General features: G+C 62.7%; 25 protein-coding genes. 10 read left to right on the top strand and 15 right to left on the bottom strand.

What is annotated here, in order from left to right:
* Positions 1-38: 38 nt before the first annotated feature.
* From AC1D08_RS26720 to AC1D08_RS26710, 3 genes are read left to right on the top strand one after another with little or no spacing between them, the layout of a single operon-like run.
* Entirely contained in the window at positions 39-1049 is a 1011-nt protein-coding gene (locus AC1D08_RS26720; RefSeq protein WP_477424436.1) for a zinc-dependent alcohol dehydrogenase family protein, read from the top strand.
* Between the two features lie 34 nt (positions 1050-1083).
* The gene (locus AC1D08_RS26715; protein WP_457150664.1) at positions 1084-1533 is read left to right on the top strand and encodes an OsmC family protein; all 450 of its coding nucleotides are present in this window, start codon (positions 1084-1086) and stop codon (positions 1531-1533) included.
* Positions 1534-1548: 15 nt separating this feature from the next.
* Positions 1549-1935: a nuclear transport factor 2 family protein gene (locus AC1D08_RS26710; protein ID WP_457150663.1), complete on the top strand. Its 387-nt coding sequence runs from the start codon at positions 1549-1551 to the stop codon at positions 1933-1935.
* Between the two features lie 20 nt (positions 1936-1955).
* Here AC1D08_RS26710 and AC1D08_RS26705 read toward each other — a convergent pair whose 3' ends face one another.
* From AC1D08_RS26705 to AC1D08_RS26665, 9 genes are all read right to left on the bottom strand, one after another.
* On the bottom strand, positions 1956-2567 hold the full coding sequence (locus AC1D08_RS26705) for a LysE family translocator (RefSeq protein ID WP_457150662.1): 612 nt from the start codon (positions 2565-2567) through the stop codon (positions 1956-1958).
* A 138-nt stretch (positions 2568-2705) separates the two neighbouring features.
* Entirely contained in the window at positions 2706-3089 is a 384-nt protein-coding gene (locus tag AC1D08_RS26700) for a YkgJ family cysteine cluster protein (RefSeq protein ID WP_457150661.1), read from the bottom strand.
* 4 nt (positions 3090-3093) lie between these two features.
* Positions 3094-3249, bottom strand: coding sequence for a hypothetical protein (locus tag AC1D08_RS26695; protein ID WP_457150660.1), 156 nt, complete (start codon positions 3247-3249; stop codon positions 3094-3096).
* Between the two features lies 1 nt (position 3250).
* Positions 3251-3658: a hypothetical protein gene (locus AC1D08_RS26690; RefSeq protein ID WP_457150659.1), complete on the bottom strand. Its 408-nt coding sequence runs from the start codon at positions 3656-3658 to the stop codon at positions 3251-3253.
* Positions 3658-3885: a hypothetical protein gene (locus AC1D08_RS26685; protein ID WP_095086096.1), complete on the bottom strand. Its 228-nt coding sequence runs from the start codon at positions 3883-3885 to the stop codon at positions 3658-3660. The genes AC1D08_RS26690 and AC1D08_RS26685 overlap by 1 nt, the downstream gene beginning before the upstream one ends.
* 383 nt (positions 3886-4268) lie before the next feature.
* Positions 4269-4478 (bottom strand): cold-shock protein, encoded by a 210-nt coding sequence (locus tag AC1D08_RS26680; RefSeq protein ID WP_010915421.1) that lies wholly within the window; start codon positions 4476-4478, stop codon positions 4269-4271.
* Positions 4479-4872: 394 nt separating this feature from the next.
* The gene (locus AC1D08_RS26675) at positions 4873-5655 is read right to left on the bottom strand and encodes an SRPBCC domain-containing protein (protein WP_457150658.1); all 783 of its coding nucleotides are present in this window, start codon (positions 5653-5655) and stop codon (positions 4873-4875) included.
* A complete protein-coding gene (locus AC1D08_RS26670; RefSeq protein ID WP_095086102.1) occupies positions 5652-5972 on the bottom strand; it encodes an ArsR/SmtB family transcription factor in 321 nt (106 codons plus the stop codon). Before AC1D08_RS26670 ends, AC1D08_RS26675 begins: the two co-directional genes overlap by 4 nt.
* Before the next feature lie 212 nt (positions 5973-6184).
* Complete coding sequence (locus tag AC1D08_RS26665) at positions 6185-6844, bottom strand: glutathione S-transferase family protein (protein WP_457150657.1); 660 nt, start codon at positions 6842-6844, stop codon at positions 6185-6187.
* Positions 6845-7008: 164 nt separating this feature from the next.
* Between AC1D08_RS26665 and AC1D08_RS26660 the strand changes: the two genes are divergently transcribed.
* Positions 7009-7197, top strand: coding sequence for a CsbD family protein (locus AC1D08_RS26660; protein ID WP_457150656.1), 189 nt, complete (start codon positions 7009-7011; stop codon positions 7195-7197).
* 54 nt (positions 7198-7251) lie between these two features.
* On the opposite strand, the gene AC1D08_RS26655 is transcribed toward AC1D08_RS26660, so the two are convergent.
* Both AC1D08_RS26655 and AC1D08_RS26650 read right to left on the bottom strand, forming a co-directional pair.
* Entirely contained in the window at positions 7252-8385 is a 1134-nt protein-coding gene (locus tag AC1D08_RS26655) for a metallophosphoesterase (RefSeq protein WP_457150655.1), read from the bottom strand.
* Positions 8386-8488: 103 nt separating this feature from the next.
* Entirely contained in the window at positions 8489-9043 is a 555-nt protein-coding gene (locus AC1D08_RS26650; protein ID WP_477424432.1) for a TetR/AcrR family transcriptional regulator, read from the bottom strand.
* Between the two features lie 149 nt (positions 9044-9192).
* On the opposite strand from AC1D08_RS26650, the gene AC1D08_RS26645 reads away from it, so the two are divergent.
* On the top strand, positions 9193-9972 hold the full coding sequence (locus AC1D08_RS26645; protein ID WP_457150653.1) for an NIPSNAP family protein: 780 nt from the start codon (positions 9193-9195) through the stop codon (positions 9970-9972).
* A 76-nt stretch (positions 9973-10048) separates the two neighbouring features.
* Here AC1D08_RS26645 and AC1D08_RS26640 read toward each other — a convergent pair whose 3' ends face one another.
* A complete protein-coding gene (locus AC1D08_RS26640; RefSeq protein WP_477424430.1) occupies positions 10049-10888 on the bottom strand; it encodes an alpha/beta fold hydrolase in 840 nt (279 codons plus the stop codon).
* Positions 10885-11823 (bottom strand): choline ABC transporter substrate-binding protein, encoded by a 939-nt coding sequence (gene choX, locus AC1D08_RS26635; RefSeq protein WP_477424428.1) that lies wholly within the window; start codon positions 11821-11823, stop codon positions 10885-10887. The genes AC1D08_RS26640 and choX overlap by 4 nt, the downstream gene beginning before the upstream one ends.
* An 83-nt stretch (positions 11824-11906) precedes the next feature.
* On the opposite strand from choX, the gene betI reads away from it, so the two are divergent.
* The 5 genes from betI (at position 11907) to AC1D08_RS26610 (ending at position 16157) form a co-directional block, all read left to right on the top strand.
* Positions 11907-12545: a choline-binding transcriptional repressor BetI gene (gene betI / locus AC1D08_RS26630; RefSeq protein ID WP_457154353.1), complete on the top strand. Its 639-nt coding sequence runs from the start codon at positions 11907-11909 to the stop codon at positions 12543-12545.
* Between the two features lie 143 nt (positions 12546-12688).
* Entirely contained in the window at positions 12689-13447 is a 759-nt protein-coding gene (locus tag AC1D08_RS26625; protein WP_457154354.1) for an SDR family NAD(P)-dependent oxidoreductase, read from the top strand.
* A gap of 127 nt (positions 13448-13574) precedes the next feature.
* Complete coding sequence (gene fumC / locus AC1D08_RS26620; protein ID WP_457154355.1) at positions 13575-14972, top strand: class II fumarate hydratase; 1398 nt, start codon at positions 13575-13577, stop codon at positions 14970-14972.
* A 180-nt stretch (positions 14973-15152) separates the two neighbouring features.
* Positions 15153-15572: a DoxX family protein gene (locus tag AC1D08_RS26615; protein WP_095086128.1), complete on the top strand. Its 420-nt coding sequence runs from the start codon at positions 15153-15155 to the stop codon at positions 15570-15572.
* A gap of 180 nt (positions 15573-15752) precedes the next feature.
* Positions 15753-16157: a DoxX family protein gene (locus tag AC1D08_RS26610; RefSeq protein ID WP_477305944.1), complete on the top strand. Its 405-nt coding sequence runs from the start codon at positions 15753-15755 to the stop codon at positions 16155-16157.
* A gap of 48 nt (positions 16158-16205) precedes the next feature.
* On the opposite strand, the gene ppx is transcribed toward AC1D08_RS26610, so the two are convergent.
* Together ppx and AC1D08_RS26600 are read right to left on the bottom strand one after the other, a co-directional pair.
* The gene (gene ppx, locus AC1D08_RS26605; RefSeq protein WP_477424426.1) at positions 16206-17741 is read right to left on the bottom strand and encodes an exopolyphosphatase; all 1536 of its coding nucleotides are present in this window, start codon (positions 17739-17741) and stop codon (positions 16206-16208) included.
* On the bottom strand, positions 17741-19942 hold the full coding sequence (locus AC1D08_RS26600) for an RNA degradosome polyphosphate kinase (RefSeq protein WP_457153920.1): 2202 nt from the start codon (positions 19940-19942) through the stop codon (positions 17741-17743). The genes ppx and AC1D08_RS26600 overlap by 1 nt, the downstream gene beginning before the upstream one ends.
* Between the last annotated feature and the right edge of the window lie 123 nt (positions 19943-20065).

Below are 20065 nucleotides of genomic sequence, written 5' to 3'. Positions count from 1 at the left end.
ATATGTAGATCAGTCTACATATTATGGGAAAAGCAGACATGCACGCCTATCGTCTTGAAGGATCCGGCGGGACGGAATGCCTGGTGATGCGCGACGAAGCGCGCCCGGAGCCGAAACCGGATGAGATCGTCGTGCGCGTTCGCGCCACCTCGCTCAACCGACGCGACACGATGATCCTCAACGGCACCTATCCGCTGACGCCGCGCCAGGGCGTCGTTCCCCTGAGCGACGGGGCTGGCGAGATCGTCGCCATCGGCGATGCCGTCACCCGCTTTGCCGTTGGCGATCGCGTCACCGGCAGTTATTTCGCCCGCTGGATCGACGGCCGCATCAACGCCGGCCTCATCGACCAGCTCGGCTGCACGCTTGACGGCATGCTGGCCGAGTATGCCGTTCTCGACGAGCAATGGGCCGTGCGCCTGCCAGATCATCTCGACTGGCATGAAGCAGCAACGCTGACCTGCGCCGGCCTGACCGCCTGGAATGCGGTGACCGGCGCCGGAATTCCGAAGCCTGGCCAGTGGGTTCTGGTCATAGGCTCGGGCGGCGTCTCGCTGTTTGCGCTACAGTTCGCCAAGCTGCTCGGCTGCCGCGTCGTCGCCGTCACCTCACGTGGCGAGAAGGCCGAGAGGCTGCGGATGCTGGGCGCCGACCTTGTGATCTCGACTTCGGAGATGCCCGAATGGGGTGCGACTGTCCGCGACCAGACAGGCGGCATCGACCTCGTTGTCGAAACCGGCGGCCCGGCGACATTCGCGCAATCGCTGATCGCCAGCACGCTCTACGGGCACATCGTGCTGCTGACGCTGCAGGACCAGCAAGGCAGGTCAATCGAGATGCCGGCAGCGCTCTACCAGCGTAGCCTCGCCACCATCAGCCGCCTGTTCGTCGGCAGCCGGACCAATCTCGAAGCCATGCTGCGCGCTGTCTCACATCACCGGCTGCGGCCCGTCATCGACAAGGTCTTTGCCTTCACCGAAGCCGGTGATGCGTACCGCTATTTCCAGCAGGGCGACGTCTTCGGAAAAGTGGTCGTCGACGGCGCCTGACCCATCCATTTCTCGGAACCAAGGAGTGCAGACAATGACAATTCGTGAAGCTTCGGCCGAGTGGCAAGGCACGCTGAAGGAAGGCTCAGGACGGCTACGGCTCGGCAGCGGTGTGTTCGAAGGCGCTTATTCCTTTCCGTCGCGTTTCGAAAACGGTCCGGGCACGAACCCGGAGGAACTGATCGCGGCAGCGCATGCCGGCTGCTTCTCGATGGCTTTGAGCGCCATACTGGGCGGCGCCAAGTACATCCCGACAAGCATCAACACGATCGCAAAGGTGCATCTCGGCGCAACCGCTGCCGGGCCGACGATCACCCGCATCGAAATTGAGACCCAAGCCGAGATCCCGGGCATTGCCCCGGACGAATTCCAGAACCTTGCGGAAACGGCGAAAGCGGCATGCCTTGTGTCGCGCGCCCTGGCCGGCGTGGCAACCATCACGCTGAAAGCCGAGCTCGTCGCGACCGCCGCCACGCAACAATGAAATCAGGAGGATGATATGAAACAGGACAGCATCGTGACCGTTCATCCGGACGAACAGTCCAGGCAGACAGCTGAAATCATGCAGCGCTTCAACGACGTGTTCCAGCTTCATGATCCGTCGGCACTGCCAGGCCTGGTCGCCGAACACTGCGTGATCGAAAACACTGTGCCGGCACCGGACGGCGCCCGTCATGTCGGTCGGGAGGCGTGCGTCCAGCTGTGGTCGACGATCGCCACCCAGCCCGGCACGCGATTCGACCTCGAGGAGACATTCATTGCGGGCGAACGGGCGACGATCCGTTGGCGCTATTGGCTCGCCGATGGCAACTCCATCCGCGGCGTCAATCTGATGCACGTCGAGGGCGGGCTGATCGTCGAAGCGATGGGGTACGTCAAGGGATAGCCGCCCTTGGCCACTCGGCGCTAGCGATCTGCCAACGCCAGTTTTGCGCCGAGCATGACAAAGGCGCCGGCGAAGGTCCGGCGCATCCAGGTCAGCACCATCGGCCGCGACACGACATGGCTGCGGATCGAGGCGGCGAAGATGCCGTAGCCGACGAAAACAACGAAGGTCAAAAGCATGAAGACGGAGCTGAGCTCCAGCATCTTCGACAGCGCATTGGGTTCGGTGGTGCTGACGAATTGCGGCAGGAAGGCGAAGAAGAAGATCGACAGTTTCGGATTGAGCACGTTGACGAGGACGCCGGTCGCAATCACCTTGCCGGCCGAGCGCGGCGTCACATCCTGCTCGACGCTCAGGCCACCCTTCTCCTTCAGCGTGTTCCAGGCCATATAGAGCAGATAGGCGACGCCGAGATATTTCAGCGTCTCGAAGGCAACCGCGCTGGTGTGCAGCAGCGCCGCAAGGCCGGTGATGGCGGCCGCCATGTGCGGAATGATGCCGAGCGTACAGCCGAAGGCGGCGATGATCGAGGCGCGCGCGCCACGCGAAAGGCCGGCGCTCAGCGTGTAGAGAACACCGGTGCCGGGCGAAGCCACGACGATCAGCGACGTCAACAGAAATTCGATGCTCACGGTGGTTTCCTCCGGCGCCCTGCCCTGTCGCAGCGTAGCCAGCAAGGAGGTTACACACAAGCCGCCGGTAGTCGGCGCCGGTGTGTGTCGTCCAAAAGCGCGCAGCGGTTTTGCGACAACCTGCGCGAAAAAAGGACTTTAAGACGTCGGTAATCCGTGCGCGCGGCGCGCCATCAGGCAATCGTCGTCGCCCGGCATGCAGGCGCGGCAGACATCCGGGCGAACTTCGTAGATCCCGCAAGCGGTCGACTTGCCGATCTCGCCGGAGAGCGCTGAGCAGCGCACACCGTCGCAGCGCATGCCGGACAAGTTGGCCGCCACATATTTTTCCGGGATGCGGTCGAGCTGGGCGTCATCCTCGGTGGAAAAGCGCGGCCACTCCGCCGAATAGGAACAGCAGGCGCCGCAGCTCTGGCAGTCGAAGACAGGGCCGGTGCTGCGTTGCGACGACGAAAGACTTGCAGCGGCCGCGAAGGCGAACAGTCCCGGCTCGGCAGGGTTGTGATCGGCGTCTTGCGGCAAGGTGTTATTTCTTCTTGCCTGTCTTGCCCTTTGGCGCATCCACCGGCGACTTGAACAGATCGGTCGCGGCTTCGCCGGCTTTCGGCGCCGCAACCGGCTTGGCCGGTTTTGCAGCAGCTGGCGTTGCAGGCTGGTCCTTGGCGGAGAATTTTATGGCCATGTCAGTCCTCGTCGGCGAAACGCGATGATAGAGCGCGCGGATTGCGCAAGCGGCCGATCAGCGCCGAAACCGCCGTGATGTTCATTTCCTCGGGCGACCAGTTCTTCACCGCCTCGATGTGGTGGGGCGCCAGTTCGCGATGCGTGCTGCCGCTGTAGGCGGCATCCTGATAAGTCACCCGCTCATGCGTCTTGGTGTCTTCGCGGACATACTCGATTAGGTAGTTCGGGCACTCAGCCCGGCCACGCACGCCGACGCGCACCTGGGCGTCGCCATGGGCACGCTTGCAGCGTTCGAGTTTTTCCAGCACGCGCCGGACATATTCGACCGGCTTGTCGAGGCCTTCGACCATGTCGGCAATGGTCGCATCGGTCGCGATCGGAGTAGGCGGGACGCGCTTGGTGGCCATCAGCGTTTTCCGACTCGTTTCGGCAAAGCGGCGAGAGCCGCGGCCGCGGCCATCTCATCGGCCTCCTTCTCCAGGCGCTGTTCGCGTAGCCGCGCGGTCTTGGCTTCCCGCGCCTCGCTGACGGCATCGCGCTCGGAAATGATGCGGTTGAGTGACATCGACTGGGTCTGCGTCTTGCTGAACAGGGACACGGCCTGATCAGGGGCTGTCTTCGAATTGGCGGTCAAAATCTTTCTCCTGTCAGGAGCTGGTGCAAACATGGCGAGACCGGGTCTTCGGTCAGGACCACGCGCAAAGCAATACGGCAGCGGACTCAAATTGCTGGAGCGTCCCTTAGCACGTTCAGGCCGACGCGCAGTGCACTTTCGGCGGCAAGACGCGCAAAATGAAAAAGGCCAGGCACCGCCTGACCTCCCCATGAGAGCGCCGCGCATCCAGTGACATCCAGAAGGATGCACAGGTGACATCCAGAAGGATGCACCAGGGATGCAAGGCAACGCCCTTCACATGCGCATGCCGTAGAAACTCAAGTCTCCGCGGCCAAGCGCCCGAATTCGCCATTCACCGGTGCCAGTACATCCGTGGTCACCGGGAAGGCTGAATTCTGTTTTCAGGCCGCCTTCAACTGGTCGGCGGACATCTTGCCCGACTTGTTGTCGCGGACCATCTCGTAGCCGAGCTTCTGGCCCTCGACGATGTCGCGCATGCCGGCGCGCTCTACGGCCGAGATGTGGACAAAAACGTCGGCCGAGCCGTCGTCAGGCTGAATAAAACCAAAACCCTTGGTGGCGTTGAACCATTTAACTGTGCCGGTGCTCATGACGAACCCTTTCCATGGCAAATATTCGTTAATCGCGGTGCGAATGCACAACGATTTTTGTCTCGATTTTTGATGGGGAAGTTCGTCAAAGGCGCGCATGCGTGCGCGGATAACAAAAGTCGGTCAAACAAATATCGACGAAATTCTTGTAGGCTTCTTTTTGCCCCGTGTCAATTTCTGGTTTAGCCGCCACCGAGATCAGGCGCAAAGTTGTCCGGCGAGAAGGAAACGAAACGCCGCCGCTCCAAAAAACCGCAACCTACCGGGAACCAGATCGGCGCCGGTGCATTTTAGGTGTGTCGTCAGCAGTTCATGAGAGCAATCGAAGGAAAGGTTGACGGCAAAAGACGCCTCCCGCGCGATAAAAGGCGCGAGGGGCGTTTTTGTTTTTGCCTCACATCACGGCGGTCATCATCGGCAGGATCTCGTATCGAAAGCCCAACCCGGAACGAACCGTCGGGTCCGCCTCGGTCAGCGCCCGGACGGCGGCCTCATCGACGGCACGCACGATACCGAGCCCCCAGGGACCGGCAGGATCTGCGACCGGCCCAAACAGGATGACACCCCCCTCACCCAATTTGCCGCGCAGATAATCCGAGTGCTGCTTCATCAGTGTTTTTTCTGCATCGGTCAGGGTGAAGGCAAAGTCGGGCCGGGGCGGGATCAGCCGGCAGTGGAACACGCCTTGCGGCTTGCTGCCGGCTTCATCGGTGAGGAAAGTGGTCAGCCAGCCGAGCACGCGCTCCCAGCCGGAGCCGTGATCGCGGCATGCGCCTTGACGGACGCCAAACCCTTCATGACGTAAGGTCAGCCGCGTTCCGGCACCCACCGCCTCGAGCATGTAGGTCACGGTGGTGACGTTGTCGCCGTCCCATGGCGCTTTCCACGTCAGCACCAGAAGGTGCGGCGGCTCCACCCTGAGATACTCGCCCTGGACATGAAAGTCCTGGCCGTCGGCCCCCTTGCCTTCCGATCGCCACGCCCCGCCCGGCCGCAAGTCGGCGGTATGTCTCGTCGTCCGGTAAAGTTCGTCCGACCCCCACCAGAGCGGTATCTGGTCGTCCGCCGTCAACGCGCGAAACACTCGCTCGGGCGGCACCGCGATCGTTACCGTGGCGAGAATCGTGCCCGCCGACACATCGGCGATGGCGCGCGGTCTGTCGTTGTTGGCCATCATTCATTCTCCAGGTAGGATTTCAGGTTGCCGAGGCTCGCTTGCCAGAAATCGCGATATGGCAAGATCCAGTCGGCCACGTCCTTCAACTCCGCCGGTTCCAGCCGGTAGAGCCGCTCGCGGCCATACTTCTGTTCGGAGACGACCCGCAGCTCGCGCAGGACCCTGAGATGCTTGGAGATCGCTGGCCGGCTCTGCGAAAAGGCCGAGGCGAGTTCGTTGACCGGCGCCGGTCCCTGCCGCAAGCGGTCGAGGATCGCGCGCCGAGTCGGATCGGCAATTGCGCGGAAAACGGAACGGTCGGGGTCAGCCTGCGGCATAATACGTATCCATTTGGTTACGTATTATGCCGAATTGCCCTTCCGGTCAATTCCCGCCGCGGCCGATTCCGGACGCATGTGGAGCCTGCCTCACTCCAAGCCAGACACGCCTGGCGTTGCCGCCGACATCCGCGAGGGACAGACAGGCGCCCCTCAGCCGCATCGCCTGAAACCATATTTTGCGGTTGCGAGGCTCGAACCCGCGTGCCAGGTCAGTCCTGTTCGTGCGGACCGGGCTCGGGCCAGGTTTCCTTGGCGGCCTCCGCGTACCAGTGACGCATTGCTGGCGTTGAAAGCACCGCATCGACATAGGCTCTGGTGTCGGGCGCCAGCGTGCCGCCATAAGTGTCGAAGCGCGTGACGATCGGCGCATACATGGCGTCAGCCGCGGTGAAGTGGCCGAACAGGAACGGGCCGCCCTTGCCGTGTCCTTCCCGGCACTCGCGCCACAGGGCCTCGATGCGCTCCCGCTGCGCCTCGCCCTCGGCGTCGAGCGGCTTGTGGCCTTTCGGGCGACGCAAATTCATCGGCCAGCCATAGCGGACCTCGCGAAAACCGGAATGCATTTCGGTCGCCACGGAGCGCGCCAGCGCACGGGCGCCGATATCGGCCGGCCAGAGATTTTTCTCAGGAAACAGGTCGGCAAGATATTCAAGGATGGCAAGAGTTTCCCAGATGATCCTGCCATTGTGATTCAAGACCGGCACCAGCCCGGTCGGCGAAATCTTGCCGAGATTGGCAGCGGTCTCGGGCGTGCGCAGCCGCACAAACCCTTCCTCGAAGGGAACCTCCAGATGCTTCATCGCCACCCAGGGCCGAAGCGACCATGATGAGAAGCACTTGTTGCCGATATAGAGTGTGAATTCAGCCATTTTTCTCCCCGCGCGCACGGTTGTCCTGAAGTCCTTTAGCCTGCCAGCCTTACCGCCGAAAGCGGTTGCGCAACTTTGATCCGCGGCTGGGGAAGCTTGGAACCTAACCGATGCCGGTTCGTTAGCCTCCGCGGACGAATTCCCCGAATTCAAACTCCCAGGAGATGCGGAAAATGGTGAACAAGGATCAGGTCGCGGGCATGGCCAAGCAGGTCAAGGGCTCGGTCAAGGAAGCTGCCGGCAAGGCGACCGGCAACAGGCAGACCCAAGCCGAAGGCACGGCCGACAGGATCGCCGGCAAGGTGCAGAAGGCCTATGGCGACGTGAAGGACAAGGTCAAGAAGGCGCTCTGATCCCCATCGGGTATCGCTTTTGTCCGGGAAGGGCGGCCGCCAGGGCCGCCTTTTTCATGTGCTCCAGTCCTTGCTGAAGGCGTTGGTGAAGGCGACCTCGCCATGATCACCGGTCGCCTCGCCCAGTACCACGTCCATGGCGTCGCTAGTCACCCTGGCCAGCGCGAAGCCACCCATATAGGCAGCCTTCGGCTTGATGAGGTCGAGCCCGTCGCCGCGGTAGATCAGCGGTATGTCGTGCTTGTGGCCGTGGAAAATGGCGACGACATTGTAGCCCTTCAGCGCCGCCAGCAGGGCCTGCCGGTCGGCCTCGCTCCACCAGTGCGGCGCGCCGGCACCGTCATCGTCATACGTCCTTTTGGCGGCATCCCACCGTTCTATCGAGAAGGTGTCCCAGCCATAGTGCTGGAACAGGATGACCGGGCGGCCATCCGCAGCGTAGGTGGCCAGATCCTGCTTCAGCCATGGCAGGCCGCTGTCGGCGCCGTGGCCGGTGTCGCCGGCGAAGCGATGCGTCTGCACGAGATGCAGGCCGCCCCAGTCCCAGGAATAACAATCGGTGTCGACGTCGTAGTCGGTGGCCGGTACCGGCGGCTTGAAGAATACGCCGGCGCGATGATTGACCTCGACATAGTCGCGCATTTCGCGCCGGTACCAGTCGACATGGTGCGGCGGGCCGTTCTGGTCGAGATCGTGGTTGCCGAGCCCGACATAGACAGGCACATGCACGCGATCGGAACCGACGCCTTGCTGGTAGCGCTGGCTGAATTGGAGCAGTTGGGTGCCCTCGCTCGGTTGGGTGATCTGGCCGCCGCCATCGTCGGTGATGTCGCCGCCGACGACGAGGCCAAGCGGCGTGCCGATACGGCTGCCGGCGGAACGCAGACCGGTGGCGACGCCGTTGATCTCGGCCGGCCAATCCTTGTCGCCGAGGGCGTTCAGCGCTGCGATGTTGCGCAGCAGCGCGGCGTCGGTCTTGCCTTCCTTTTGGCAGTTGGGGCTCAAGCCGCTCGCCATGCGACAGGCATGGACATCTGCGATGAACAGGAAGGTGGCGTCGATCGGCTGGACGCGCTGCCCGGTCTGGCTGCGTGCCGGGCACGACATCACGCCGGCCGCGGCCAAACCCGCGGCCTGGGCCAGAAAGCTGCGTCGAGAAAACAAACCAGGCGAGCGGCGATTCATCATGAGGTGAATTTCAGCATGGAGAGCGGCCGGCCGTCCAGTTCAACGCGCGGCATCGCGATAGCAGCGTGAATGAGCAGGCTCGATCACGTTTCGGGATCATTTCCTAGGCCTCACCCAGCGCCGGCAGGCAGTCGCGCAGCACACCCGCATCCTGCGCCGTCTTGGCCATCGACATGGCGCCGGAATAGGTGGCTACGGCAAGTGTCGCAAAGCGCTTCGGGTCGGTGCCTTGCTCCCTGCCCGCCTGTTGGTCGACCCTGACCTTGTCGGCGATCGCCTGGCGCCATGCCGAAAAGATATGGGCAAGTGCCGCCCTGAAATCCGGATCGGCGAGCGACAGTTCATGCGCCAGATTGTTGAGCGGGCAGCCGCGCACGAAACCCTGTTGTTCCAGTTCCGCCGCCACGGCCTCGAACACCGCGCGCACGCCCTCGCGTGCCGAAGCCGCCGCCCGCACCGGCGCGATCCATGTCGCTTCGACCGCTGCCGCCACACGCTCGTCGATCACCGCCAGTGCCAGCGCCTTCTTGGTCGGAAAATGGTGATGCAGCGCGCCGCCGCTGACACCCGCCGCCGCCATCAGGTCGCCGAGGCTGGAGGCATGATAGCCGCGCGCCTGAAACGCCGCCTCCGCGACATCGAGCACCTTGTTGCGCATGCCTTCGGGGTCGTTGACGCGTTTTCGCGACCGAAGCCTCGGTCGCGTTGTGATCTCTGCTGACATTGCCGAACAATAGCATGTTGACAAAACAGGACAACCGGTCTGTTTATAAACAGGACAATCACCCTGTTTTTGGAGACTGACGGATGAACCTGCCCCTGAATGCCACGCCGCAACCCGCGGTGCTCGCCTCGCCTGTGGTCGAGCTGCGGCAGTACACGCTGAAGCCCGGCAAGCGTGACACGCTCATCGACATCTTCGACGGCAGGCTGATCGAGGGCCAGGAGGACGTCGGGATGACCATCATCGGCCAGTTCCGGGATCTCGATCGTCCGGATATGTTCGTCTGGATGCGCGGCTTCGACGGCATGGACGCGCGCAAGGATGCCCTAACCGCCTTCTATGGCGGGCCGGTCTGGGCGGCGCATAGCAATGCGGCCAACGCGACAATGATCGATTCCGACGATGTGTTGCTGCTCAAGCCGGCATGGCCAGGCGCCGGTTTTGATCTCTCTGGCACACTGCGGGCAGGCTTGACCGCCGACAAAAAATCAAGCCGGAACAAGCCCCTGTCGGCCATTGTTGTGATCCGGATTCATCATTTGCGGCCAGGCGCCGAGGGCATTTTTGCCAGTCGCTTCGAGACCAAAATGGTGCCGCAGATGATCGCACCCGGCGCACGCGTGCTCGCCGCGTTCGTAACCGAGCATGCCGAAAACAGCTTTCCGCGCCTGCCGGTACGGGCCAGCGAAAACGTCTTCATCGGCGTCATGGGATTCGACAGCCCGGAAACACACGCCCGCTATGAGGCCAAATTTGCCGGCTCACCTGCATGGCAGGCGTTTTGGCAAGCTGCCCAGCAGGATCTGACCAGACCAACCGAGACTTTGCGTCTGTCCCCGACCTCGCGTTCGCGGCTTGGGTAGCGGTCCGCTTGATCAGGGATAGTGATGGTGCCTAAGCCCGGCAGGACGTGCCACCGGCACGCGCATTGTTCGGGCACTAATCGAACCCGAAACTCTTACCGATGGCGTTGGCAACAAAGGCCGGATCCTCCCAATGAGGATTGTGGCCACACTCCTCGGCGTGCACGAGGCTTGCCCCAATAAGGGCATCCAACAGCGCCCGCTGATGCGCCTGGCCGAACAGCGGGTCGTGCTCGCCGGCGATGATCAGCGTTCGAGCCTGCACGGCTCGCGCCAGGTCACTCAGATCGGTGCGGCGAATTTCCTTCAAGGTCGCTTGCCAGCGCGACACCGGCATCTCCGAGGCGTCTTTCGCCAGGCCTGCGAGAAAGGGCTCGGGCACGCCAGGCCGGCAGGCATGCCACCAGGCATAGAACGGGTCTGCCGGCGATATCGGGTCACGCAGAGACTGAACGCCCATGACCAGTGGATGGTTCTGCGCCAGGTCGGGCTTCAACGTGCCGGCCAATAGCACCAGCCCGCCGATGAGCTCGTTATGCCGCGCGGCCAACGCGATAGCCACCATGGCGCCCAGCGAATGGCCGACGAGCACCGGCCGGTCAAGCTGCAAGTGGACGATCAATCCGGCAATGTCACTTGCGAAATCGGCGATGCGGCAACCTTCGCCAGTTTGCGACCCGCCGTGGCCGCGCAGATCCGGCATGATCAGCCGACGTCCGGCCAGATGCGGCGTCAGGAGCGAAAAGCTGCGGCTTGTGTCGGTGAAGCCGTGCACCAACAGCAGCGCCGGCTCGGCGCCGGCGATCTCGACATAGGCGATGTCGAGATCGCCGCTATTGATGAATTGCTTGCGGCCAGCCCAGCCGTCCTGTTCCGCCCAGCCATTCGGAAAGGCATCAAATGCTGCCGGTCTCACAGGCCAAGCTTTTCCTTGACCGCGGCAAGGCCGGGCTTGCCGTCGAATGTGGTGACCCCGGCAAGCCAGGTGTCCAGACGATCCTTGTTCAGCTTGATCGCCTTCAGCCCCGCCTCTTCCGGCTTCATGCCGTCATTGATCAGGTACCCCATGCCGACATTTTCAAAATCGATGTCAAAGGTGAGGTTTTTCAACAATTGCCCGGCATTTGGGCACTGTTGCAGATAGCCCTTTCGCACTTGCGTGGTCACCGTCGCGGCACCGAGGTTGGGGCCATAAAATTTGTCGCCGCCGGTGAGATATTTGAAATCGTACATCGTGTTCATCGGATGCGGCGCCCAGCCCTGGAAGACGATGAACTGCTTTTCCTTGATCTCATAGCCGACCTCCGACAGCATGCCGGCTTCACTCGACTCGACGACCTGCCAGCCGTCTAGGCCAAGCGAGGGATCGGCAATGGCATCCATCATCAGCTGGTTCGAGCCGGGCTCGATGCCGTACATTTTCTTGCCGAACTTGTCGGCGAACTTGTGCAGGTCGGCAAAATCCTTGACGCCGGCGTCCCAGACGTAGGTCGGCACGGCGAAGGTGTATTTGGCGCCTTCCAGATTGACGCGCACGTCTTCGACCGAGCCATCCTTCTTGTAGGGCTCGTAATAGGTGACCATGGCCGGATTCCAATAGCCGAGGAACAGGTCGAGATCGTTGTTCTTCATGCCTTCATAGATGACGTTGATGCCTAGCACCGAGCTCTGTGGCTGGTAGCCGAGTGCACCCAGCAGGACATTGGCAACGCCGGTGGTGAAGGCCAGATCGTTCCAGCCAGGTTCGGCCATACGGACCGCCCTGCACTGTTCGGCCTCGGCCGCTTCAGCCGCAGAACAGGCCAACGCCAGGGCAGCGAGACAGACGCCATTCGCAAGGATGCGGAACATTTCGGTTCTCCTCATTTTTCGAAAATTGACCAATTGGTCTTTTTATTGTCCCATTGGTCAATAGTTGATCTGCGCGGACGAAAATGTCAATGTGGAATCGCAATGCATGGATCGATCCGGTGAAACTCAAGCGTCTCAGCGAGATACGCCGCAAGGAACTGCGGCAGGCGGCGTTCGCGGTGCTGGAGCGCGAGGGCATTGCCGGCGCGACGCTGGAAAAGGTGGCGGCCCAGGCCGGCGCCTCGAAGGGAATCGTGCTGCACTATTTCCGCAACAAGCAGGAGTTGTTCGAGCACGCGATGCGCGAAGCCAACGCCGTCCTGTGCCAGGCGGTGATTGCGCGCCTTCGCCGGGCGATCACCCCGATGGAGCGGATGGATGCCGTGATCGAGGGCAATTTCGAACCGCATCTTTTTCAACCGCCTCTGTGCCATGCCTGGCTTTCGCTCTGCGCCGAGGTGCCGCGCGACGAGAAGATGGCGCGTATCCAGAGAGTGATCCACGCGCGCATGCGCTCTAACCTGTTGTCCGGCCTGCGCGGCCTTGCCTCGCCGGCGGATGCCGACGACATCGCGCTTGGCGTCACCGCATTGATCGACGGGCTTTGGCTGCGGCTCGGCCTGCAGCCAGGCAGCGTCTCGCGCGAACAGGCGGTCCGCCAGGTCAAGAACTATGTCGCGGGACGGCTCGCCATTCGGGAATCCGTGATCGTCGGCGCCTAAATCGACACTGGGCACGATGCGCCGGTTGTTCCACGCAGGAGTGCCAGCGGTCGAAGTTCATACCTTGGGATAGGCCGATGGCTTGACCGCGGTCGCTTATGTGCGGTGCTCTCGAGGTGGCCAAAGCTGCCTCGGAGCGTCCTATGAGACTTCATAACAAGCGCGCGCTGGTTACCGGCGGATCGGACGGCATCGGCCTTGCGATCGCCGAGGCCTTTTCGCGTGAGGGTGCGGATGTCCTGATCGTCGGCCGCGACACCGAAAAGCTTGATGCCGCCGCCAGGCGGCTCGGCGGCAATGTCGAGACGCTGTCGGCCGATCTTGCCACCAGCGCCGGCATAGAAGCCGTGGCCGGGCACGTGAAAGAGTCCGGTCAGCCGCTCGATATCCTCGTCAACAATGCCGGGGTGGCTTTCCTGGTGCCGTTCGAGACCGTCAGCAAGGAAGAGTTCCAGCAATCCTTCGCGCTCAATGTAACGGCGGTGTTCTTCCTCACCCAGGCTCTGCTGCCGCATCTGGCAGCAGGCGCGTCGGTGATCAACATCTCGTCCTATTTCGCCAACAAGATGATCCCGAAGCGGCCGTCGAGCCTCTATTCCCTGTCGAAGGGCGCGGTGAACTCGCTGACCAAATCGCTGGCCTTCGAACTCGGGCCGCGCGGCATCCGCGTCAATGCCATCGCGCCCGGCACGGTCGACACCGCCATGCGGCGCAGCACGGTCGACTACCTGCCGGCCGAGGCAAAGGCGGAGCTGACGGCCTATGTCGAGCGGAGCTATCCGCTTGGCCGCATCGGCCGCCCCGACGATCTGGCCGGCATCACGGTCTATCTCGCCAGCGACGAGGCCGCCTGGACCAGCGGCGGCGTCTTTGCGATCGACGGCGGCTACACGGCCGGGTAAGCGTCCCGGCTCTCCCATCGAGGGGGCAAGCGCTTCAACCGATTTGCATCCGTCCTGCCCGCAATCTCCGCTTGAAGCCGTTTGTGCAACGCGATACGCCGTTGCCGACTTCGACAAGGAGAGACCCATGACCGCTGCAAAGACCAGAACCGAAACCGACACGTTCGGCCCCATCGAAGTCGCCGCCGATCGTTATTGGGGGGCCCAGGCCCAGCGTTCGCTCGGCAATTTCAAGATAGGTTGGGAGAAGCAGCCGGCGTCGATCGTGCGCGCGCTCGGCATCGTCAAGCGGGCCGCGGCGGAAGCCAACATGGAACTGAAGCGGCTCGATCCGGCGATCGGCAAGGTCATCGTCGAGGCAGCGCAAGAGGTTATCGACGGCAAGCTCAACGACCATTTCCCACTGGTCGTCTGGCAGACCGGCTCGGGCACGCAGTCCAACATGAACGCCAACGAAGTGATCTCCAACCGGGCGATCGAGATGCTGGGCGGCGTCATGGGCTCGAAGAAGCCCGTGCATCCCAACGACCACGTCAACATGAGCCAGTCGTCGAACGACACCTATCCGACGGCCATGCACATCGCTTGCGCCGAGCGCATCGTGCACGATTTGCTGCCGGCCCTGAAGCACCTGCACAAGGCGCTGGACGCCAAGAGCCGGGCTTTCGCCCACATCATCAAGATCGGCCGCACGCACACGCAGGATGCCACCCCCCTCACCCTCGGTCAGGAATTTTCGGGCTATGCCGCGCAGGTCGCTTCGTCGATCAAGCGCATCGAGCTGACGCTGCCCGGTCTGCAGGAGCTGGCGCAGGGCGGCACCGCCGTCGGCACCGGCCTCAATGCGCCGGTCGGCTTCGCCGAAAGGGTGGCGGATCGCATCGCCGCCATCACCGGCATTGTCTTCGTAACCGCTCCGAACAAGTTCGAGGCGCTGGCAGCCCACGATTCCATGGTGTTCTCGCACGGCGCCATCAACGCCTGCGCCGCCGCCCTGTTCAAGATCGCCAACGACATCCGCTTCCTCGGTTCCGGCCCGCGCTCGGGCCTCGGCGAACTGTCGCTGCCGGAAAACGAGCCGGGCTCGTCGATCATGCCGGGCAAGGTCAATCCGACCCAGTGCGAGGCAATGACCCAGGTCTGCGTGCAGGTGTTCGGCAACAATGCCGCGCTCACCTTCGCCGGCAGCCAGGGCCATTTCGAGCTCAACGTCTACAACCCGCTGATGGCCTACAACTTCCTGCAGTCGGTGCAGTTGCTCTGCGACGCTTCGGTCTCCTTCACCGACAATTGCGTAGTCGGGATCGAGGCGCGCGAAGACAACATCAAGGCGGCACTCAACCGCTCGCTGATGCTGGTGACGGCACTGGCGCCGACCATCGGCTACGACAATGCCGCCAAGATCGCCAAGACCGCGCACAAGAAGGGCACCACCTTGCGCGAGGAAGCGCTGGCCACCGGGCTGGTCAGCGAAGCCGACTACGACCGGCTGGTGCGGCCGGAGGACATGACGCATCCGGGGTAAGAGATTTGGCGACGGGAAAAATTACTCGCGTCACGACCTCACTCGACGCGAATTTTGCGTAGGCCGTCCGCTCACGGAAACGTAAGTACTGTGAACAATGTGTCGCCGATCTGGCGGCTTTGGTGAACAGTCAGCTTGCTCTATCTGGGTTGCATTGAACCCTTCCCAGAGAGAGCCACCATGTCCATCAATACTTCAGTCGCCGGTTCCGGCGCTTCCAATGCCTCAGCCACCATCCTCCTCGGCCGCGTCCTTCTTGCCGCCATCTTCCTGCTTTCAGGTTTCGGCAAGCTCACCGCGATCGCCGGCACAGCCGGTTATTTCGGCAGCCTCGGCCTGCCCGTACCGACCGCGACGGCCATCATCGTCGGCCTGATCGAGCTTCTCGGCGGCGCCGCCATACTTGTCGGCTTCCAGACCCGGATTGCCGCATGGGTGCTCGCTATCTTCACCGTCGCAACAGCGCTGGTCGCCCACACCGGCTGGGCCGATCAGATGCAGATGATCAACTTCCTCAAGAATCTGGGGATTGCCGGCGGCTTCATCGTGCTGGCCACCTCCGGTGCCGGCGCCTATTCGGTCGACGCCAAGCGCGGCTGATCCACAGCCAGAACACGAAAAACAAAAGCGGCGCGGAATTTTCCGCGCCGCTTTTTCGTTGTCGGTGCACAAGTCCATGTCCCGATTTGCCAGCCGGGATTTACGCCCGCATTGCTGGTAGGATCGACCTTCGGATGCGCGACAGGACCAGCCGGCCGGACTGACGACGGAGACGACAGCATGCCTCGTAACGCACTGCTTCTGCTTTCCCGGCTGCTGCTTGCCGCCTTGTTCGTACCCTCCGGCTTCCACGCGCTTTCCGACATTGTCGGCACGACAGGCTATTTCGCCAGCCTTGGCCTACCGCTGCCGACGCTCGCCGCCTGGGGTACCGGCTTGTTCGAACTGATCGCCGGGCTGCTCATCCTGGCCGGTTTCCAGACCCGGATCACCGCGCTGCTGCTCGCCGCATTCTGCATTGTCGCTGGTTTCATCGGCCATTACGGCCAGGGCGGCGACGACGCGATGCTTGCCTTCCTGCATTCGCAGATGCTGATGAAGGACATCGCCATTGCGGGCGGCTTCCTGGCGCTGGCGATGGCCGGCGCCGGTGCCTGGTCGGCCGACGGGCGTGGTTCGGCGTAAGGCCTATTTGACGGATACGCTCGATTTCACCGAATTCACCGAAACGCTCTATTTCACCGAAACGCTTGGGCCGCCCTCGACGGCCAGCACCAGCCGGCGGTTGGTGATCCTTGCCAGTTGCGCCAGGCGGCCGGCCGGCCGTTCGCCATAGAGGTCGGCCAGAGATGCAGGCAGCACCAGCGCCAGCACGCCGTTGCCGCGCTGTTCCCATTTCAGCCGGGGCATGATGCCAGGCATCGATGCCGTGAGCAGGTAGACGACGCGCATCATCGCCGCCAGCACGCGTGCCCGCTCCAGGTAACGCGGCGAAGCCAACGCCTTGATCTCGGGTGCGATGGCCTCGTTGAAGATGCCGTCGTGACGATAGGCGTTGGCCAGTGCCAGGAAGGCACGGCCGGGATGGTCGACGCCGAAGAAGGACGCGTGCGCGATAATGTTGAGCGACTGCTTGCCCCGATATTCGGGATGCGCGCGCCAGCCGATGTCGGCCAGCAATGCGGCGGCGTGGCGATAGCGCGCCTCGTCCTCGGTCTCGTCGATGCCGAAGGCGGCAAAGGTCCTGGCGGTCCAGTCGACAAGTTCATGCGCATGGGTGACGGAGCGTGAGCGCAGCCGGGCGAGTTCCTCCGACGCCGAAATCAATGGATCGGCCTTCTGCTCGGCCTCATCGAGCAGCGAATAGAGAAAGCCCTCACGCACGCCGAGCGCCGACACGATGATCTTCGACGGCTGCATCGCCGCCATGATCTCCTGCAGCACGATGGCGCCATAAGGCAGCAGCGAACGACGGTTCTTCGAAACGCCTTCGATGCCCTTGACCTTCTCGATCTCGGCTTTGGCCACCTGCTTGAGGAAGTTCGTCGCACTGTCGGCGCTGATCTCGTAATGGTGCATGACGCCGAGCGGATAATTGGTCATTTCCATGTGCAGCCGGGCGAGATTTCGCCAGGTGCCGCCGACCGCGTAGAAGGGCCTGCCCTGCCCGCCTTTCAACAGCTTGGCCCTCGACAGTTCGTCACGCGTGATCTTGGCCGCCTGGGTCAGCGAGTTCTTCGCCATGTCCTGCAGGCGCAAGCCGCCAAGCGGCAGCGTTATGCCGTCGCCGATCGCCTCGCCGTTGACGTCGACAAGTTCGAGGCTGCCGCCACCCAGATCGCCGGCGATGCCATTGGCCGGATGGAAGCCCGAAATGACGCCGAGCGCCGAATAATAGGCTTCCTGGCGGCCACTGATCACCCGGATCTCGGTCTTGAGCACATCCTCGGCACGGTGGATGAAATCAGGACCGTTGATCGCCTCGCGCGCCGCGGCGGTGGCCAGCACATACATGTGCTCTGCGCCGGCCTGGTCGGAGAGCGCGCGAAAGCGTCGGAACTCCTCCATCGAGCGCGTCACCGCCTCGGGGTCGAGCTTGCCGGTGGAAACGATGCCGCGGCCGAGGCCGGCCAGCATCTTTTCGTTGAACAGCATGGTCGGCGAGCGCGCCAGCCCCTCATAGACGACGAGACGGATCGAATTCGACCCGATGTCGATGATGGATAGCGGTCGGCGGTCCTGCAACCGGCCCTGGGAATCAGACAGCATCAGGTGGACGCTGCGGCGTTCTTCTTGCGGCGCTTGAACTGCGCGATGCGCTTGGGCGCGTGCGACTTCAGCGCGTCACCCCGTCCCGACAGGCTCGGATTGGTCATGAAATATTCCTGCGCGTTGAACGGTTCCTCGCCCTCCTCCAGCACGACGCGCCGGGAGGTTCCATCAGCCAATACGTCGAAACTTTGCTGATTGTCCATGATGTTGCCCAGCATGATCTGGCCCAGGATCTGTTCATGCACAGTTGGATTGGTGATCGGCACCATGGTCTCGACGCGGCGGTCGAGATTGCGCGGCATGAGGTCGGCCGAAGAGATGTAGACGATCGCCTCGTCCGATGGCAGCCCATGACCATTGCCGAAGCAATAGATGCGGCTGTGTTCCAGAAAACGGCCGACGATCGACTTCACCCTGATATTTTCCGACAGGCCCGGGACCTGCGGCCGCAGGCAGCAGATGCCGCGCACGACGAGGTCGATCTCGACGCCGGCACGGCTGGCGTCATAGAGCGCATCGATGATGATCGGATCGACAAGCGCGTTCATCTTCATCCAGATGCGCGCTGGCCTCCCCTCCACCGCATGAGCAATCTCGACGGCAATATGCTTCAAGATGCGGCTTCTCAGCGTGAACGGCGAGATCGCCAACCGCATCTCATCCGTCGGCTCGGCATAGCCGGTGATGAAATTGAAGAGCTGGGCGACATCGCGGGCAATCGTCGGATCGGTGGTGAAGAAAGACAGATCGGTGTAGATGCGCGCGGTGACCGGATGGTAGTTGCCGGTACCGAGATGGACATAGTTGCGCAGCTTGCCGTCCTCGCGCCGCACCACCAGCGACATTTTCGCATGGGTTTTCAGCTCGAGGAAGCCGAACACGACCTGCACACCGGCTCGCTCCAGGTCGCGCGCCCAGCGGATGTTGGCTTCCTCGTCGAAACGCGCCTTGAGCTCGACCAGCGCGGTCACCGACTTGCCGGCCTCGGCCGCATCGACCAGAGCGCGCACGATCGGGCTGTCGTTGGAGGTGCGGTAAAGCGTCTGTTTGATCGCCACCACTTCCGGATCGGCCATCGCCTGGCGCAGGAACTGCACCACCACATCGAAGGATTCGTAGGGGTGATGGACGACGATGTCCTTCTCGCGGATGGCGGCGAAGCAGTCGCCGCCATGCTCGCGGATGCGCTCGGGAAAGCGCGGATTGTAGGGCGTGAACTTGAGGTCGTCGCGCGGGATGGCGACGATTTCGGAAATCTGGCTGAGCGCCAGCGGACCGGTCAGAACGCTGATGCGGCTCGACGATACGCCCAGCTCGCCGGCAACGAAGTCACGCAGTTCCGCCGGCATCAATACGTCGAATTCGATGCGGATCACCGACCCGCGGCGGCGGCGCTTCAGCGCCGTCTCGAACAGGCGCACCAGATCCTCGGACTCCTCCTCGACCTCGATATCACTGTCGCGGATGATGCGGAACGTGCCGGATCCCTTGACCTCATAGCCTGGGAACAGCTTGCCGATATAGAGGCCGACTGCCTCTTCCAGCGGGATGAAGCGGACATGGTGCTTGCGGTCCGGCAAACGGATGAAGCGCTTCAGCGCCACAGGGAGGCGCAGAAGCGCGCTCATCTCTTCGCCGTTCTTGCGGTGGCGCAATTGCAGCGCCATCGAGAAACCGAGATTGGGGATGAACGGGAACGGATGCGCCGGGTCGATCGACAGCGGGGTCAGCACCGGAAACACCTGCTCCTGGAAATGGTCTTCCAGCCAGATCTTTTCGTCCTTGGTCAGTGCGTCACGGGTGATGCTCTCGATGCCTTCCTTGTTGAGCAGCACGATGAGTGCCGAAAGGCTCTTCTGCTGGTCTTCCTGCAGCCGTTCAACCTCCCGCAGCAGTTGTTCGAGCTGCTGTTCGGGGGTGCGGCCGTCAGGGCTTTTCAGCGTGATGCCCTCGCGCACCTGGCCGGCAAGACCGGCGACGCGGACCATGAAGAACTCGTCGAGGTTGGCCGCCGAGATCGACAGGAAACGGACGCGCTCCAGCAGCGGATGATTGAGGTTCAGCGACTCCTCGAGAACGCGCCGGTTGAACTGCAGCCAGGAAAACTCCCGGTTGACAAAGCGATCCGGGTTGCCGCCCTCCGGGCGAGCCACCTCGACATTCACGAATTCGCTCTGCACCGGCTTCAGTTCGTTCATTTTTCCTGCTCTTCCCTCACGCTCCGCCGCCGAGCGACGCAACCTTCCCGGATGCGCCGCAGGTGCCCTGAAGCGAGGCCTGACCCTCTCCGTAAACCGATTCCGTTTTCGGGGTCATTGCCT

Source organism: Mesorhizobium sp. P2_E6 (assembly GCF_056403835.1).
Note: the sequence above shows the minus strand (reverse complement) of the source record. Positions and strands in the feature narration are given on the sequence as shown.

Excerpts from the sequence above, each read along its gene's own strand:
- AC1D08_RS26720 (WP_477424436.1), top strand. The coding sequence starts at position 39 with ATGCACGCCTATCGTCTTGAAGGATCCGGCGGGACGGAATGCCTGGTG.
- AC1D08_RS26715 (WP_457150664.1), top strand. The coding sequence starts at position 1,084 with ATGACAATTCGTGAAGCTTCGGCCGAGTGGCAAGGCACGCTGAAGGAA.
- AC1D08_RS26710 (WP_457150663.1), top strand. The coding sequence starts at position 1,549 with ATGAAACAGGACAGCATCGTGACCGTTCATCCGGACGAACAGTCCAGG.
- AC1D08_RS26695 (WP_457150660.1), bottom strand. The coding sequence starts at position 3,249 with ATGGCCATAAAATTCTCCGCCAAGGACCAGCCTGCAACGCCAGCTGCT.
- AC1D08_RS26690 (WP_457150659.1), bottom strand. The coding sequence starts at position 3,658 with ATGGCCACCAAGCGCGTCCCGCCTACTCCGATCGCGACCGATGCGACC.
- AC1D08_RS26680 (WP_010915421.1), bottom strand. The coding sequence starts at position 4,478 with ATGAGCACCGGCACAGTTAAATGGTTCAACGCCACCAAGGGTTTTGGT.
- AC1D08_RS26675 (WP_457150658.1), bottom strand. The coding sequence starts at position 5,655 with ATGATGGCCAACAACGACAGACCGCGCGCCATCGCCGATGTGTCGGCG.
- AC1D08_RS26670 (WP_095086102.1), bottom strand. The coding sequence starts at position 5,972 with ATGCCGCAGGCTGACCCCGACCGTTCCGTTTTCCGCGCAATTGCCGAT.
- AC1D08_RS26665 (WP_457150657.1), bottom strand. The coding sequence starts at position 6,844 with ATGGCTGAATTCACACTCTATATCGGCAACAAGTGCTTCTCATCATGG.
- AC1D08_RS26660 (WP_457150656.1), top strand. The coding sequence starts at position 7,009 with ATGCGGAAAATGGTGAACAAGGATCAGGTCGCGGGCATGGCCAAGCAG.
- AC1D08_RS26655 (WP_457150655.1), bottom strand. The coding sequence starts at position 8,385 with ATGATGAATCGCCGCTCGCCTGGTTTGTTTTCTCGACGCAGCTTTCTG.
- AC1D08_RS26650 (WP_477424432.1), bottom strand. The coding sequence starts at position 9,043 with ATGCGCAACAAGGTGCTCGATGTCGCGGAGGCGGCGTTTCAGGCGCGC.
- AC1D08_RS26645 (WP_457150653.1), top strand. The coding sequence starts at position 9,193 with ATGAACCTGCCCCTGAATGCCACGCCGCAACCCGCGGTGCTCGCCTCG.
- choX (WP_477424428.1), bottom strand. The coding sequence starts at position 11,823 with ATGTTCCGCATCCTTGCGAATGGCGTCTGTCTCGCTGCCCTGGCGTTG.
- betI (WP_457154353.1), top strand. The coding sequence starts at position 11,907 with ATGTCAATGTGGAATCGCAATGCATGGATCGATCCGGTGAAACTCAAG.
- AC1D08_RS26625 (WP_457154354.1), top strand. The coding sequence starts at position 12,689 with ATGAGACTTCATAACAAGCGCGCGCTGGTTACCGGCGGATCGGACGGC.
- fumC (WP_457154355.1), top strand. The coding sequence starts at position 13,575 with ATGACCGCTGCAAAGACCAGAACCGAAACCGACACGTTCGGCCCCATC.
- AC1D08_RS26615 (WP_095086128.1), top strand. The coding sequence starts at position 15,153 with ATGTCCATCAATACTTCAGTCGCCGGTTCCGGCGCTTCCAATGCCTCA.
- AC1D08_RS26610 (WP_477305944.1), top strand. The coding sequence starts at position 15,753 with ATGCCTCGTAACGCACTGCTTCTGCTTTCCCGGCTGCTGCTTGCCGCC.
- ppx (WP_477424426.1), bottom strand. The coding sequence starts at position 17,741 with ATGCTGTCTGATTCCCAGGGCCGGTTGCAGGACCGCCGACCGCTATCC.
- AC1D08_RS26600 (WP_457153920.1), bottom strand. The coding sequence starts at position 19,942 with ATGAACGAACTGAAGCCGGTGCAGAGCGAATTCGTGAATGTCGAGGTG.